This window comes from Pseudomonas sp. EYE_354, assembly GCF_023148575.1.
In the GTDB taxonomy this organism is placed as follows: domain Bacteria; phylum Pseudomonadota; class Gammaproteobacteria; order Pseudomonadales; family Pseudomonadaceae; genus Aquipseudomonas.
In genome coordinates, this window is record NZ_JAHXNQ010000021.1 from 1 (window position 1) to 15,564 (window position 15,564).

The window sequence follows — 15,564 nt, forward strand, 5'->3', positions numbered from 1 at the left end:
AGCATTGGAACCACCTGATCCCATCCCGAACTCAGCAGTGAAACGATGCATCGCCGATGGTAGTGTGGGGTTTCCCCATGTGAGAGTAGGTCATCGTCAAGATTAAATTCCAGAACCCCTGTTTGCTCACGCAGACAGGGGTTTTGTTTTGGGCGCTCGGAAAGTACGGGGAGAGGTTATTACGGTCGCCTTCAGTGCTAAAGTCCATGCCTCGATTTTGCTTTTCCCAAGGAAGCCGTTATGCCGGATGCGACGTCCCTCAGTGCTGGATTCATGGTGGTTCACGGCAATCGCCTGGATGAACTGCGCAGTCTGGTGGTGAGCTGGATGCGCCGTTACCCCCTGGCGCCCCTTGAGAACGAAATCGCCCTGGTCCAAAGCAACGGCATCGCCCAATGGCTTAAGTTAGCCCTGGCTGAAGACCCGCAAGAGGATGACATGGGCGGCTGCGGTATCGCCGCGGCCATCGACGTGCAACTCCCCGGCAGCTTCATGTGGCAGCTTTACCGCATGGTCCTGGGCCGTGACGAAATTCCCCCGAAGTCCTTGCTCGATAAGGCCCCACTCACCTGGCGCCTGATGCGTCTGCTTCCTGAGCTCATCGATCAACCGCACTTCGAACCGTTGCAGCGTTTCCTGACCCAAGACACTGACCTGCGCAAGCGCTATCAACTGGCCGAGCGCCTGGCAGATCTGTTCGACCAATATCAGGTCTACCGCGCCGACTGGCTGGAAGACTGGGCCGCCGGCCGCCACCAATTGCGCAACGGCCGGGGTGACGCCAAGCCTCTGGACGCCGCCAACTGCTGGCAAGCCCAATTATGGCGAGCACTACTGCTGGATGTAGGGGAAGAGGGCATGGCCGAAAGTCGTGCCGGCGTTCATCAACGCTTCATCGAACGTATCAATAGGCTTGAGGAGGCGCCCAAGGGATTGCCTTCGCGAGTGATCGTTTTCGGGATTTCTTCCCTGCCTGCGCAAGCGCTCGAAGCCCTTGCCGGCTTAGCCCGTTTCAGCCAGGTCCTGCTGTGCGTGCACAACCCTTGTCGCCACCATTGGTCCGACATCGTTGCCGACAAGGACCTGCTGCGTAACGAGTACAAACGCCAGGCACGCAAGGCCGGCATGCCGGTCACTATCGACCCACAAGCCCTGCACCAGCACGCCCATCCATTGCTGGCCGCATGGGGCAAACAGGGTCGAGACTACATCAGCCTGCTCGACAGCTATGACGATCCCGACAGCTATCGCGCCGCCTTTCGCGATGGGCGCATCGACCTGTTCAGCGACAGCGAACCCACCACACTGCTCAACCAGCTTCAGGACGACATCCTTGAGTTACGCCCGCTCAATGAAACGCGCGAATTATGGCCCGCTGTCGATCTGTCACGTGATACATCAATCCGTTTCCATATCGCCCACAGCGCCCAACGCGAAGTGGAAATTCTCCACGACCAATTGCTCCATCGCTTCAGTGCCGACCCAACATTGCGTCCTCGGGACGTCATCGTCATGGTCCCCGATGTCGACAGCTACGCGCCGCACATTCGCGCCGTATTTGGCCAGTTGGAAAGAAGCGACCCGCGTTTTATCCCCTTCACCCTCACCGACCAAGGCCAACGCGGCCGCGATCCTCTGCTGATTGCCGTCGAGCATCTGCTCAAACTTCCCGACAGCCGCTTCCCCGTCAGCGAAATTCTCGATCTGCTCGACGTCCCCGCTTTGCGCGAACGTTTCGCCATCAAAGAGCGCGACCTGCCTACGCTGCACCTTTGGATCGAAGGTGCCGGCATCCGTTGGGGCCTCAATGCCGAGCAGCGCGCGGGGCTCGGTCTGCCGGGTGACCTTGAGCAAAACAGCTGGCGATTCGGCCTGCGCCGCATGTTGCTCGGTTACGCCGTTGGCAGCGGTGCCGCCTGTGAAGGAATCGAACCCTACGACGAAATCGGCGGCCTCGACGCGGCACTGATCGGCCCGCTGGTCGCGTTGCTCGACGCACTCAACGATGCCCATAACGCCTTGTCACAACCCGCTGCTCCTCAACAATGGAGCGAGCGCCTGCAACGTCTGATGCAACTGTTCTTCCTCCCAAGCAGCGAACACGACGACTTCCTCTTGGGTCAGCTCGAACAACTCAGGGAGACCTGGCTGGAAACCTGCGAGTCCGTTGGCCTGCAGGACGAGTTACCCCTCACCGTAGTCCGAGAAGCCTGGCTCGCCGGACTGGATCAGGGTCGACTCTCCCAGCGCTTCCTCGCAGGTGCTGTCAATTTTTGTACATTGATGCCCATGCGCGCGATCCCCTTCAAGCTTGTTTGCCTGCTTGGTATGAACGATGGCGACTATCCCCGCGCCCAGCCGCCGTTGGATTTCGACCTGATGGGCAGCGACTACCGCCCGGGCGATCGGTCACGCCGTGAGGACGACCGCTACCTGCTGCTCGAGGCACTGTTGTCCGCCCGCGAGCAGCTGTACATCAGTTGGGTGGGCCGCAGCATTCGGGATAACAGCGAGCGCCCGGCATCGGTGCTGATTGGCCAACTTCGCGACCATATCGCAAGCGGCTGGCATCACGCTGAAGCGACCACTTTACTCAACGCAATGACCCAGGAACACCCGCTCCAGCCGTTCAGCGCCCGCTATTTCCACGAAGGTGACCCACTCTTCAGCTATGCCCGCGAGTGGCAGATGCTTCACGAGGCGCCACAGGCCGTGATGGCAGAAGACGAACTGGCCCAACACCAGCAGGAAGATCCGCTCAGCCTCGGTCAGTTACAAGATTTCCTGCGCAACCCGGTCAAACACTTCTTCAGCCAGCGTCTGAAAGTATTCTTCGAAGCCGCTGAGGCGCCGTTGGCCGATGAAGAACCCTTCGTTCTCGATGCGTTGCAACGCTACAGCCTGAGCGACAGCTTGCTGAACGCCGCACTGTCACAGCCCGATCATCTCGACCAAGCCCTCAACGCCCAGGCGTTGCGTTTGCAAGGTAGTGGCCTGTTGCCCATGGTCGGCTTCGGCGAGTGCCTGCGCAATGAATTGATCGAGCCGTTGCCCGATCTGCTGCAACGCTACCAACACGTGCTAGCGCTCTGGCCGATCCCGCACACCGCTGCCGAACCGGTCAGTTTTGAGTATCAAGGCATCGCGCTGGACGGCTGGATCAGTGGCCTGCATCGGCGGGGTGACGGTGGTTTGCTCAGCGTCACCACCATCCCCAACAGTATCGGCTCGATCAAGACGCGCAAGTGGCATCGCTTGATCCGCCCATGGGTCAATCATGTGGTCGCCTGCGCCTGCGGCCTGCCGTTGAGCACCGGTTTGGTCGCCAGCGACGACACCTTGTTGTTGGCTCCCTTGGAGAAAGCGTCCGCTGAGCGAATCCTCGGCGACCTGCTGCTGGCCTGGCGCCACGGCATGCAAAAGCCACTTCCGGTGGCCGTCAAAACCGCGTTTGCCTGGCTGAGTCAAACCGATCCGGCCAAAGCCCAGGCCGCGGCCAGCAAAGCCTATGACGGCGACGGCCAGACCACCGACGGTGAACGCCGCGAAAGCCCGGCACTCACTCGACAATTCCCCGATTACGCCGCGTTGATTGCCAGTGAAGAATTCGAAGGTTGGTGCGAAACCCTTTATCGCCCGCTGATCGATGCCCCATGGCGTTCACTCACAGGCGAGGAGGCCGGCGCATGAGCAGCAAACCCTTGGCCCTGGCCTTCCCGTTAAAAGGCAGCCAGCTGATTGAAGCCAGTGCCGGCACCGGCAAGACATTTACCATTTCCGCCCTGTACCTGCGCCTCGTGCTCGGCCATGGCGGCGACGATGCAGGCTTTGGCCGAGAATTGCTGCCGCCGCAAATCCTGGTGGTGACCTTCACTGACGCGGCCACCAAAGAACTGCGCGAACGTATCCGCATTCGTCTGGCCGAAGCCGCACGCTTCTTTCGCGACGAAATCGACCCACCGGACGCCCTCATCGCGGACCTGCGCGAGCAATACCTTCCTGAACAATGGCCCGCGTGCGCCAACCGTCTGGACATTGCGGCCCAGTGGATGGACGAGGCCGCCGTCTCGACCATCCACAGTTGGTGTCAGCGCATGCTGCGCGAACATGCGTTCGACAGCGGCAGCCTGTTCACCCAGACCCTGGAAACCGATCACAGCGACCTGCTGGGCGAAGTACTACGCGATTACTGGCGGTTGTTTTGCTACCCGATGCACGACGACGCACTCAACTGGGTGCGCAGCAACTGGGGTGGCCCCGCCGCGTTAATGCCACGGGTACGCGCACTGTTCGGCAGCGAACGTCCCAGCGACGAAACCCGCGAGCCAGCCGAACTCATCAGCGCCTGCCTGCACGAGCGTCGCGAAGCCCTGAAAAGCATCAAAGCGCCCTGGCAACAATGGGCCGCCCAATTGCGCGATATCTGCCTGCAAGCGGTGGCCGCCAAAGCGGTCGACGGTCGCAAGATGCAGGCCCGTTACTTCGAACCCTGGTTCGAAAAGATCAGCGCTTGGGCCGCGGACGAAACCCTCGAACAACTGGACATCGGTACCGGGTTCACCCGCCTGACACCCGAGGGCATGGCTGAAGCCTGGAAGGGCGAGCCACCGCAGCACCCCGCGATCGACGCCATGGCCGGTCTCAAGGCCAGCCTCGACGCTTTGCCCACCCCCGATGCCGCCGTGCTGCAACATGCCGCCGCGTGGGTCGGTAAACGCTTTGAAGAAGAAAAACGCCGGCGTGCCGAAATGGGCTTCGACGATATGTTGATCCGCCTCAACGCCGCGCTGCAGGCCGACGGCGGCGAGCGCCTGGCCAGCGTGATCCGCGAGCAATTTCCCGTCGCCCTGATCGACGAATTTCAGGACACCGACCCGGTGCAATACAGCATCTTCGACAGCATCTACCGCATCGAAGAGAACCACCTCGACAGCGGCCTGTTCCTGATCGGTGACCCCAAGCAGGCGATCTACGCCTTCCGTGGCGCCGATATCTACACCTATTTGCGCGCGCGTCAGTCCACTACCGGGCGTCACCACACGCTGGGTACCAACTTCCGCTCCAGCCATGCCATGGTCGAGGCGGTCAACCATGTATTTCAGCGTGCAGAAACGGGCCGAGGCGCGTTTTTGTTCCGTGAACAAAATGGCAATAACCCGGTGCCGTTTCAGCCGGTGTTATCCCAAGGCCGCAAGGAAAAACTGCAGGTCGATGGCCAAGCGTTGCCGGCGATGAACCTCTGGCACTTGCCCACCGATCAGCCTGTTTCCAACGCGGTTTACCGTCAGCAACTGGCCGCCGCGTGCGCGACGCAAATTGTCCAATTGCTCAACGGCGGGCAGCAAGGCACGGCCGGTTTCCTACAGCCGGATGACAGTTTCAGCGGTGTACTGCCGTCTGACATCGCCATCCTTGTGCGCGATGGCAAGGAGGCCCAGGCCGTACGCGCCGAATTGGCCGCCCGTGGCGTGCGCAGCGTGTACCTGTCGGATAAAGATTCAGTCTTCGCCGCCCAGGAAGCCCACGACCTGCTGGCCTGGCTCAAAGCCTGCGCCGAGCCCGACGTCGAGCGCCCGCTGCGTGCCGCTCTGGCCTGCGTCACGCTGAACCTGTCCCTGGCGGAACTGGAGCGACTGAACCAGGACGAACTGGCGTGGGAAACCCGCGTGATGCAGTTCCGTGGCTACCGCGCGATTTGGCGTAGCCAAGGCGTGCTGCCGATGCTGCGTCGTCTGCTCCACGATTTCAAACTGCCACAAACCCTGATCGCCCGCAGCGATGGCGAGCGCGTGTTGACCAACTTGTTGCACCTCAGTGAACTGCTGCAACAGGCGGCGTCCGAGTTGGACGGTGAGCAGGCGCTGATACGCCATCTGGCTGAACACCTGGCGTTGTCGGGTCAGGCCGGCGAAGAGCAGATCCTGCGCCTGGAAAGTGATGAGCAATTGGTCAAGGTCGTGACCATCCACAAATCCAAGGGGCTGGAGTACGACTTGGTCTTCCTGCCGTTCATTTGCTCGGCCAAACCGGTGGACGGCAGCCGATTGCCACTGCACTACCATGACCAAAACGGTAAATCCCAGGTGAGCTTGCGTCCGACCGCCGAGCTGATTGCCCAGGCCGATGACGAACGCCTGGCCGAAGACCTGCGTCTGTTCTACGTGGCCCTGACGCGCGCCAAACATGCCTGCTGGCTCGGCGTGGCCGACCTCAAGCGCGGTAACAGCAACAGTTCGGTGTTGCACCTGTCAGCCCTGGGTTATCTGCTGGGCGCCGGTGCGTCGTTGGCGGAATCCGCCGGTCTGGCGCGCTGGTTGCTGGATCTTCAGGATGGCTGCGCAGCTATCGGCTATGGCCACGTGCCTGAAGCGCAGGACATCCTGTTCCACCCGCCGCGCAACCAGGCTGCCTTGCTCGCGCCGTTGCTGCCCAAGCGCAAGGCCGCCGAGAACTGGTGGATCGCGTCCTACAGCGCGTTGCGTATTGGTGACAGCATGAGCGTGGCCCAACTCGAAGCCCCCGAAAGCCCCCAAGCACAAAAGCTGTTCGATGACGAACGCCTGGACCCAGATGCACCGCGCGAAGTGGCAGCGTCCGGCGGTGACATTCACCGTTTCCCACGCGGGCCCAACCCTGGGACCTTCCTTCACGGTTTGCTGGAGTGGGCCGGCGAGGAGGGTTTCAACGTGACGCCGGACGCGATCGAACATGCCGTAGGCGCCCGCTGTAATCGCCGTAACTGGGAGGGTTGGATCATCACCCTCAGTGATTGGCTGGGGCACTTGCTGCAAACGCCTTTGTCGGTCGGTAACAGTCAGGTGAGCCTCAGCAGCCTGCACAAGTATCAAGTTGAAATGGAGTTCTGGTTCGCCAGCCACAGGGTCGACGTGCTCACCCTCGACAAGCTGGTGTGTCAGCACACCCACAATGGCGTCTCCCGAGTGGCCGCCGAGCCGGTGCTGCTCAATGGCATGTTCAAAGGGTTTATCGACCTGACCTTCGAGCGCGACGGCCGTTACTACGTGGCCGATTACAAATCCAACTGGCTCGGCCCTGACGATTCGGCCTACACCCAGGAAGCCATGGAGCAGTCGATCCTCGAGCATCGGTATGACCTGCAATACGTGCTTTACCTGCTCGCCCTGCACCGCCAACTGAAGGCACGCCTGCCGGACTACGACTACGAGTGCCATGTGGGCGGCGCGTTGTACGTGTTCCTGCGCGGTACCCAGGCCGTCAGCCAAGGCGCATATTTCACCCGGCCGCCTCGTGAGTTGATCGAAAGCCTGGATCTGCTGTTTCAGGGTAAGCCCATTCCTCCCAAGGTCGAGCCCGCGTGGGAACAAGGAGTGTTGTTATGAGCCTGTCGCCGTTACCGCTTGAGGCGCTGGAGCCTCTTAGCCGCGCCGCTGACCTGGTGCAGTTGCTCGAGCGTTGGGTTGATCGCGGTTGGTTGCGCGCGCTGGACAAAGCCTTCGTCGGCTTCCTGCACGAACTTGACCCGCACGCCGACCCAACGGTGCTGCTGGCCGCGGCCTTGACCAGCCACCAACTGGGCCACGGGCATGTGTGCCTGGACCTATTCGAAACCCTCAAGGCGCCGGACTTTGCCCTGTCGTTACCCCCGGAGGGCGATCTGCAACCCGGCGCAATGCTGCTGCCATCACAATTGCTGGCTGGTCTCGACGGCGCCCACTGGTGCCATGCCCTGGCCGCCAGTCCACTGGTCGCCCTGGCGGTGGATGGCAGCGAGTCTGCGCGCAGCCGGCCCTTGGTGTTATCCGGCAAACGCCTGTACCTGCGCCGTTACTGGACCTACGAGCGGCGCATCGACACGGCGCTGCGCCTGCGCCTGGCGACCCAGGAAACCGTCGCCTTCGACTTGCCCCAGCGCTTGAACGGTCTGTTTGACCAACCGGCGCCCGACGGCGTGATCGACTGGCAAAAACTCGCGTGTGCCCTGGCCACCCGAGGCGCTTTCAGCATCGTCACCGGCGGCCCCGGCACCGGAAAGACCACCACCGTGGTGCGGCTGCTCGCACTGTTGCAGGCGCCGGCGGTGGAAAACGGCAACCCGTTGCGCATCCGCCTGGCAGCCCCTACCGGTAAAGCCGCCGCACGCTTGACCGAGTCCATCAGCCAGCAAGTGCTGTCGCTGAATGTGCCGCAAAGCGTGAAGGAAAAGATCCCGACCCAGGTCTCCACGGTTCACCGCTTGCTGGGCAGTCGGCCGGGCACCCGGCACTTCCGCCATCACCTGGGCAACCCGTTGCCGCTGGATGTGCTGGTGGTGGACGAAGCCTCGATGATCGACCTGGAGATGATGGCCAACCTGCTGGATGCGTTGCCGCCCCATGCGCGCCTGGTGTTGCTGGGGGACAAGGACCAGCTTGCCTCGGTCGAGGCGGGCGCCGTGCTCGGCGATCTATGCCGCGACGCCGAAGCCGGCTGGTACAGCGCCGACACCCGCCAATGGCTGCAAGCCGTCAGCGGTGAAGACCTCAGCACCAGCGGCCTGCTGGAGGACCTCGACGGCAGCCATCCCCTGGCCCAGCAAGTGGTGATGTTGCGTTACTCGCGTCGTTTCGGCGAAGGCAGCGGTATTGGTCAACTGGCGCGGTGGGTCAACCAGCAGAATGCCGAAGAGGCTCGCAAACTGCTGGCAGCGCGCAGTCATGGCGATTTGTTCTGCGTCAGCCTCAAGGGTGAGCACGACCACGCCCTTGAACGGCTGGTCTTGGACGGGCAGGGTGAAGGCGCCCAAGGCTATCGCTACTACCTCGACCTGCTGCACAGCGCGCGTCCGGCCTTTAACACACCGCGTGACGACGTGGCCTGGACCCACTGGGCGCAACAGCTGCTGCAAGCCTTCGACGCCTTCCAACTGCTCTGCGCCGTGCGTAAAGGTCCGTGGGGTGTTGAGGGGCTGAACCTGCGTATCACCGCAGCGTTACGCAAAGTGCGGCTGATCGAGGGCGATGAGCAATGGTATGAAGGTCGTCCGGTGCTGATGACGCGCAATGATTACGGCCTGGGCCTGATGAACGGTGATATCGGCATCGCCCTCAAATTGCCCGAAAGCGATGGTGGCCCTGGGGTCCTGCGTGTGGCTTTCCCACGTAACGACGGGCAGGGCGGCGTACGATTTGTGCTGCCAAGCCGTCTCAACGACGTGGAAACCGTGTTCGCCATGACCGTGCACAAGTCCCAGGGCTCGGAGTTCACCCACACGGCGCTGATCCTGCCGGACGCTTTGAACCCGGTGCTGACCAAAGAGCTGATCTACACCGGCATCACCCGCGCCAAGCGCTGGTTCAGCCTGATCGAACCCCGCGGTGGCGTGTTCGAGGAGGCGGTGCGGCGCAAGGTCAAGCGCTTGAGCGGACTGATGCTGGAACTGGGCCATGAGCCAGAAAAAGCTGACTAAGCGAACATTTAATATTTCTGATTGAGTTGTCAGGGTTTTCTGAAAAAATAGCAGGCCCCTTCGAGGCAGCGCCTCACGGGGCTTTCGTGCCGTGTGCTATCGTTGCGGCATCATTTAGATCGAAGAGAATCGCTGCATGAATGTGGCTGTCTCGCCCACCGAGCGTAGTTTGAGCTGGAGACGGGTGCTGCTGGTGGCGGTTCTCTGCCTGCTGGCGCCCCGTGTATTTGCCGAGGCACCCGGCCCTGCGGATCAGCGCGCCCAGGCGGTCACCCAAGTGGTACTCGGCATCCTCAGTTATGCCCGCTGGCCGGTGGAACCTGGGCAACTGCGCCTGTGCATCGTCGGCCCGACCCAATACACCGACGACCTGATCAAAGGCACCACCCAGGCCACCGGCCGTCCGGTGGTCGTGCGGCGCCTGTTGGCCGACCATTCCGATGTCGTCAACGCCTGCGACGCCGTGTACATCGGCAAACTCAGTGCTGACGAACGCACTCGGTTGTTCACCTCGTTGATCGGCCACCCCGTGCTCAGCATCAGCGAAGGCGGCGACCAGTGCACGGTGGGCAGTCTGTTCTGTCTGCGGGTAAGCGATGAGCAAGTGTCGTTCGAGGTCAACCTCGACTCGGTGGCACGCAGCGGCGTACGGATTCACCCGAGCGTGCTGCAATTGTCCCGCCGTCGAGCGCCTGATTCATGACAGCGGTCACGGTACGACCGACCCTGCGCTCCGTCATCGGTCGCGGACACCTGATCCTGGCGTTGTTGGCGGTGACGCTGGCCAGTGTCTCGCTGACCCTGCTGGGCGTTCTGGCGCTGCGGGTCTACGCCGAACACAACCTGCACCTGATTGCGCGTTCCATCAACTACACGGTGGAAGCGGCGGTGGTGTTCAACGACCGCGCGGCGGCCACCGAAGCGTTGAGCCTGATCGCCTCCACCGAAGAGGTGGCCGAAGCCCAAGTGTTCAATGCCACTGGCCAGCTGCTGGCGAACTGGGAGCGCCCGGAAAACGGCATGCTCTCAAGGTTGGAACTGGCACTCGCACATACTCTGCTGGAGCAGCCCATCAACCAGCCGATCCTGCACCAGGGCCGCACCATCGGCAGTATCCATTTGACCGGGCACGGTGGCAGCTTATTGCGCTTTTTGCTCAGCGGCCTGGCGGGCATCCTGGTCTGCACCGCCGTCAGCGCCTGGGTGGCTCTGCACCTGGCGCGCCGTCTGTTACGCGGCATCACTGAGCCGCTGCAAAGCCTTGCCGCCGTGGCCCACGCCGCTCGCAGCGAACGCGATTTCGACCGCCGCGTGCCACCGGCACGCATCGCCGAACTCGACAGCCTGGGCAGCGACTTCAATGCCTTGCTTGGCGAAATGGAAGCCTGGCAAAGCCGCCTGCAAAGCGAAAACGAGACCCTGGCCCACCAAGCCAACCACGACAGCCTCACCGGCCTGCCCAACCGTGCGTTCTTCGAGGGCCGGTTAATCCGTGCGCTACGCAGCGCGGCCAAGGTCGATGAGAAAGTGGCGGTGCTGTTCCTCGACAGCGACCGCTTCAAGGACATCAACGACAACTTCGGCCACGCCGCCGGCGATGCGGTGTTGATGGCCGTTGCCGACCGTGTGCGCGCGCAACTGCGTGACGACGACTTGGTAGCGCGCCTGGGCGGTGACGAGTTCGCCATCATGCTGGCGCCGTTATACACGGTCGAAGACGCGCAGCGCATTGCCGACAAAATCATCGCCAGCATGGACTTGCCGATCACCGTGCCCGGCAACACCCAGGTACTGACCTCACTCAGCATCGGCATTGCCATCTACCCCGATCATGGTGCCACCCCCAGCACCTTACTCAATGCCGCTGACGCGGCGATGTACCAGGCCAAACGGGTTTCCCAGCGCGGCCAGCAAACGGCAGAGTCGGAGCACTCTGCTGTCAATCTTCAACACAGGAGTTGATCCCTTGTTTTCGACCGCACGCGTTATGTTTTTCACGTTATTGGTGGCACTGCTGGCCCTCGGCGGCTGCCATACACCGCCCCCCAACGGCCTGACCGCGGCGCAGGTGGCGGTTCTCAAACAACAAGGCTTTGAACTCACCGACGAAGGCTGGGCATTCGGGTTGTCGGGCAAAGTACTGTTTGGCAGCGACGTCGAAGCCCTCAACCAACCCAGCACCGACATCGTCCAACGCATTGGGAAAGCTCTGCTGGGCGTGGGCATCGAACGCGTGCGCATCGACGGCCACACCGACACCTCCGGCAAAGAAACCTACAACGAACAACTGTCCCAGCGCCGCGCCAAGAGCGTGGCCACGGTGTTGACAGGGGTTGGTATGAAAGAAGAGAACATCCAACTGCGCGGCCTCGGCAGCAGCCAGCCGGTGGCGTCCAACGACACGGCGGCGGGGCGTACGGAAAATCGGCGGGTGTCGATTGTGGTGATCGCAGACTGAGCGGGCGCGCCTTTCCAACGCTCAAACGCACTCCATCTGTGGGAGCCGGGCAAGCCCGCTTCCACGTTTATTGCGCGGTGTGTTCGTTGAAGCGTTCGGCGCCAGCGTCAAGCGTCATCGTTGACGGCCCTTTAATCCGCGAACTTCATCTCCCGCGTCTCCCCCATCAATAACCCCTGGTTCTGCTCCGTCACTTCCCTGATGTAGTCCCACAGCAACGTAATCCGCTTCAACTTCCTCAAGTCCTCCCGGCAATACATCCAAAACTGCCGCGTAAGCGCGATCTGCTCCCCCAGCACCGGCAGCAAGCGCGGATCCTGCGCCGCCAAAAAGCACGGCAGTATCGCCATCGACCGGCCTTGCTGCGCCGCCACGTACTGCGCAATCACGCTGGTACTGCGCAAACTCGCGCTGGCGCCGGGCACTACATTCGCCAGGTACAGTAGCTCCGAGCTGAACGCCAGGTCATCGACATAACTGATAAACGGATGCTCGGCCAAATCCGCCGGTTTGCGGATCGGCGGGTGTTGGTCGAGGTAGTCCTGGGTGGCGTATAGCTGCAGTTTGTAGTCGCACAGTTTGCAGCACACGTAGGGGCCGTGTTCCGGACGTTCCAGAGCGATGACGATGTCGGCCTCGCGCTTGGACAGGCTGATGAAGTGGGGCAGGGGCAGGATATCCACCGAGATGGCCGGGTAGGTGTCGACGAAGTGACTCAGTTGCGGGGTGACAAAGAAGCTGCCGAAGCCTTCGGTGCAGCCCATGCGCACGTGCCCGGACAGCGCCACGCCGGAGCCGGAGACTTGCTCGCAGGCCATGTGCAGGGTGCTTTCGATGGACTCGGCGTAGCCCAGCAGACGCTGGCCTTCCGGGGTGAGCACAAAGCCGTTGGTCCGGGATTTTTCGAACAGCAACGTGCCGAGCGACATTTCCAGTGAGCTGATGCGCCGCGACACGGTGGTGTAGTCCACCGCCAGGCGCTTGGCGGCGACGCTGGCCTTGCGAGTGCGGGCCACTTCGAGGAAAAACTTCAGGTCATCCCAGTTCAGGGAGCCCAGTGACGTGATGTTTTTTTGCATATTGGACCGGCTTTTATGTGCGTTCTTATTAGAGATTTGCACATCTATACTCCAAAAACAGTCCGAACGCCTCATTCTTCAAGGCGATTCACGCGCCTTGTCTCTAGATAAATATAAGAGTTGGAGACCACATGAACGCATCTGCCGAAATTTCCGTGCAACCGGTCAAATTGCTGATCAACGGCGAGTGGGTCGAGTCCAAGACCACACACTGGCAAGACATCGTCAACCCGGCCACCCAGCAAGTGTTGGCCAAAGTCCCGTTCGCCACGGCTGATGAAGTCAACGCCGCCATCGACGCTGCCCATCGCGCCTTCCAGACCTGGAAGCTGACGCCGATTGGTGCACGCATGCGCATCATGCTCAAGCTGCAGGCCTTGATCCGTGAGCACTCCAAACGCATCGCGGTGGTCCTAAGCGCCGAGCAGGGCAAGACCATCGCCGATGCCGAGGGCGATATTTTCCGTGGCCTGGAAGTGGTGGAGCACGCCTGCTCCATCGGCACCCTGCAAATGGGCGAGTTCGCCGAAAACGTTGCCGGTGGCGTTGACACCTACACCCTGCGCCAGCCCATCGGCGTGTGCGCCGGGATTACCCCGTTCAACTTCCCGGCGATGATCCCGCTGTGGATGTTCCCGATGGCCATTGCCTGCGGGAACACGTTTGTTCTCAAGCCATCCGAGCAGGATCCGTTGTCGACGATGTTGCTGGTGGAGTTGGCGCTGGAAGCCGGCGTCCCGGCCGGTGTGCTCAACGTGGTGCACGGCGGCAAGGATGTGGTGGATGCCCTCTGCACCCACAAAGACATCAAGGCCGTGTCTTTCGTCGGCTCGACGGCGGTCGGCACGCACGTCTACGACCTGGCCGGCAAACACGGCAAGCGCGTGCAGTCGATGATGGGCGCCAAGAACCACGCGGTGGTGCTGCCCGATGCCAACCGCGAACACACCCTCAATGCCCTGGTCGGCGCCGGTTTCGGCGCGGCGGGCCAGCGTTGCATGGCCACCTCGGTGGTGGTGCTGGTGGGTGCGGCCAAACAATGGCTGCCGGACCTCAAGGCGCTGGCGCTGAAACTCAAGGTCAATGCCGGCAGCGAGGCCGGTACCGACGTCGGCCCGGTCATCTCCAAGCGCGCCAAGGCCCGCATCCTGGAGCTGATCGAAAGCGGCGTGAAAGAAGGCGCCAAACTGGAACTGGACGGCCGCGACATCAAGGTGCCGGGCTTCGAGCAAGGTAACTTCGTCGGCCCGACCCTGTTCTCCGGCGTGACCACTGACATGCAGATCTATACCCAGGAAATCTTCGGCCCGGTGCTGGTGGTGCTGGAAGTCGACACCCTCGATGAGGCCATCGCGCTGGTCAACGCCAACCCGTTCGGCAACGGCACCGGCCTGTTCACCCAGAGCGGGGCGGCGGCGCGCAAGTTCCAGAGCGAGATCGATGTGGGCCAGGTCGGGATCAACATCCCGATTCCGGTGCCGGTCCCGTTCTTCAGCTTCACCGGTTCCCGCGGGTCCAAGCTCGGCGACCTGGGCCCTTACGGCAAGCAAGTGGTGCAGTTCTACACCCAGACCAAAACCGTCACCAGCCGCTGGTTCGATGACGACACGGTCAACGATGGCGTCAACACCACCATCAACCTGCGCTGATTCCGGGAGACGACCATGAAGATTGCATTTATCGGCCTGGGCAACATGGGTGCGCCCATGGCCCGCAACCTGATCAAGGCTGGCCACGCGCTGAACCTGTTTGACCTGAACCAGACGGTGCTCAAGGAACTGGCCGAACTCGGCGGCAGCATCAGCGACTCACCGCGGGATGCGGCCCACGGCGCTGAACTGGTGATTACCATGCTGCCCGCCGCCGCCCATGTGCGCAGCGTATGGCTCAATGAAGACGGCGTGCTGGCTGGCATTGGTAAAGGCGTGCCCGCGGTGGATTGCAGCACCATCGACCCGCAGACCGCCCGCGATGTGGCCGCGGCGGCAGCCCGGCACGGCGTGGTGATGGCAGACGCGCCGGTGTCCGGCGGCACCGGTGGTGCGCAAGCCGGGACCCTGACCTTTATGGTCGGCGCTACCGCGCAACTGTTCGCCACCCTGCAACCGGTGCTGGCACAGATGGGTCGCAACATCGTGCACTGCGGTGATGTCGGTACCGGGCAAATCGCCAAGATCTGCAACAACTTGCTGCTGGGCATCAGCATGGTTGGCGTCAGCGAAGCCATGGCCCTGGGCGATGCGCTGGGGATCGACACCCAAGTGCTGGCCGGCATTATCAACAGCTCCACCGGGCGTTGCTGGAGTTCCGACACCTACAACCCATGGCCGGGGGTGATCGAAACCGCGCCGTCGTCGCGTGGCTATACCGGTGGTTTCGGCGCCGACCTGATGCTCAAGGATCTGGGCCTGGCCACCGAAGCGGCTCGCCAGGCGAAGCAGCCGGTGATTCTGGGCGCGGTGGCCCAGCAGTTGTATCAATCGATGAGTCAGCGGGGGGAAGGCGGCAAAGATTTCTCGGCGATCATCAACAGCTATCGCAAGCCCAAATAAGGGTTCTGGTGAGCGGGGCAAGCCCGCTCGCCACAGCTAGCCGGTTCA

At 62.1% G+C, this 15,564-nt stretch carries 9 protein-coding genes and 1 rRNA gene; 9 read left to right on the forward strand and 1 reads right to left on the reverse strand.

From position 1 onward, the window contains the following. From rrf to KZX66_RS23475, 7 genes are all read left to right on the forward strand, one after another. Nucleotides 1-102, forward strand: a 5S ribosomal RNA gene (gene rrf / locus KZX66_RS23445); the annotation flags it as partial. Nucleotides 103-240: 138 nt separating this feature from the next. Then, nucleotides 241-3,690: an exodeoxyribonuclease V subunit gamma gene (gene recC / locus KZX66_RS23450; protein ID WP_248083626.1), complete on the forward strand. Its 3,450-nt coding sequence runs from the start codon at nucleotides 241-243 to the stop codon at nucleotides 3,688-3,690. Beyond that, entirely contained in the window at nucleotides 3,687-7,361 is a 3,675-nt protein-coding gene (gene recB / locus KZX66_RS23455) for an exodeoxyribonuclease V subunit beta (RefSeq protein WP_248083627.1), read from the forward strand. Before recC ends, recB begins: the two co-directional genes overlap by 4 nt. Beyond that, nucleotides 7,358-9,427 carry an exodeoxyribonuclease V subunit alpha gene (gene recD, locus KZX66_RS23460; protein WP_248083628.1) on the forward strand — a complete coding sequence of 690 codons (2,070 nt, stop codon included), beginning with the start codon at nucleotides 7,358-7,360 and terminating at the stop codon, nucleotides 9,425-9,427. Before recB ends, recD begins: the two co-directional genes overlap by 4 nt. A 136-nt stretch (nucleotides 9,428-9,563) precedes the next feature. Beyond that, a complete protein-coding gene (locus tag KZX66_RS23465) occupies nucleotides 9,564-10,130 on the forward strand; it encodes a YfiR family protein (RefSeq protein ID WP_248083629.1) in 567 nt (188 codons plus the stop codon). Beyond that, a complete protein-coding gene (locus tag KZX66_RS23470) occupies nucleotides 10,127-11,389 on the forward strand; it encodes a diguanylate cyclase (RefSeq protein WP_248083630.1) in 1,263 nt (420 codons plus the stop codon). The genes KZX66_RS23465 and KZX66_RS23470 overlap by 4 nt, the downstream gene beginning before the upstream one ends. A 4-nt stretch (nucleotides 11,390-11,393) precedes the next feature. Continuing rightward, nucleotides 11,394-11,885, forward strand: coding sequence for an OmpA family protein (locus tag KZX66_RS23475; protein ID WP_248083631.1), 492 nt, complete (start codon nucleotides 11,394-11,396; stop codon nucleotides 11,883-11,885). A 131-nt stretch (nucleotides 11,886-12,016) separates the two neighbouring features. Here KZX66_RS23475 and KZX66_RS23480 read toward each other — a convergent pair whose 3' ends face one another. Then, nucleotides 12,017-12,964 carry a LysR family transcriptional regulator gene (locus KZX66_RS23480; protein ID WP_248083632.1) on the reverse strand — a complete coding sequence of 316 codons (948 nt, stop codon included), beginning with the start codon at nucleotides 12,962-12,964 and terminating at the stop codon, nucleotides 12,017-12,019. 131 nt (nucleotides 12,965-13,095) lie between these two features. On the opposite strand from KZX66_RS23480, the gene KZX66_RS23485 reads away from it, so the two are divergent. Both KZX66_RS23485 and mmsB read left to right on the forward strand, forming a co-directional pair. Then, nucleotides 13,096-14,613 carry a CoA-acylating methylmalonate-semialdehyde dehydrogenase gene (locus tag KZX66_RS23485; RefSeq protein ID WP_248083633.1) on the forward strand — a complete coding sequence of 506 codons (1,518 nt, stop codon included), beginning with the start codon at nucleotides 13,096-13,098 and terminating at the stop codon, nucleotides 14,611-14,613. A gap of 15 nt (nucleotides 14,614-14,628) precedes the next feature. Further along, a complete protein-coding gene (gene mmsB, locus KZX66_RS23490) occupies nucleotides 14,629-15,516 on the forward strand; it encodes a 3-hydroxyisobutyrate dehydrogenase (RefSeq protein ID WP_248083634.1) in 888 nt (295 codons plus the stop codon). Nucleotides 15,517-15,564 lie beyond the last annotated feature (48 nt).

Bases quoted from the DNA above. Each gene is read 5' to 3' on its own strand.
- recD (WP_248083628.1), top strand. From the start codon at position 7,358: ATGAGCCTGTCGCCGTTACCGCTTGAGGCGCTGGAGCCTCTTAGCCGC.
- mmsB (WP_248083634.1), top strand. From the start codon at position 14,629: ATGAAGATTGCATTTATCGGCCTGGGCAACATGGGTGCGCCCATGGCC.
- KZX66_RS23465 (WP_248083629.1), top strand. From the start codon at position 9,564: ATGAATGTGGCTGTCTCGCCCACCGAGCGTAGTTTGAGCTGGAGACGG.
- KZX66_RS23485 (WP_248083633.1), top strand. From the start codon at position 13,096: ATGAACGCATCTGCCGAAATTTCCGTGCAACCGGTCAAATTGCTGATC.
- recC (WP_248083626.1), top strand. From the start codon at position 241: ATGCCGGATGCGACGTCCCTCAGTGCTGGATTCATGGTGGTTCACGGC.
- recB (WP_248083627.1), top strand. From the start codon at position 3,687: ATGAGCAGCAAACCCTTGGCCCTGGCCTTCCCGTTAAAAGGCAGCCAG.
- KZX66_RS23480 (WP_248083632.1), bottom strand. From the start codon at position 12,964: ATGCAAAAAAACATCACGTCACTGGGCTCCCTGAACTGGGATGACCTG.
- KZX66_RS23470 (WP_248083630.1), top strand. From the start codon at position 10,127: ATGACAGCGGTCACGGTACGACCGACCCTGCGCTCCGTCATCGGTCGC.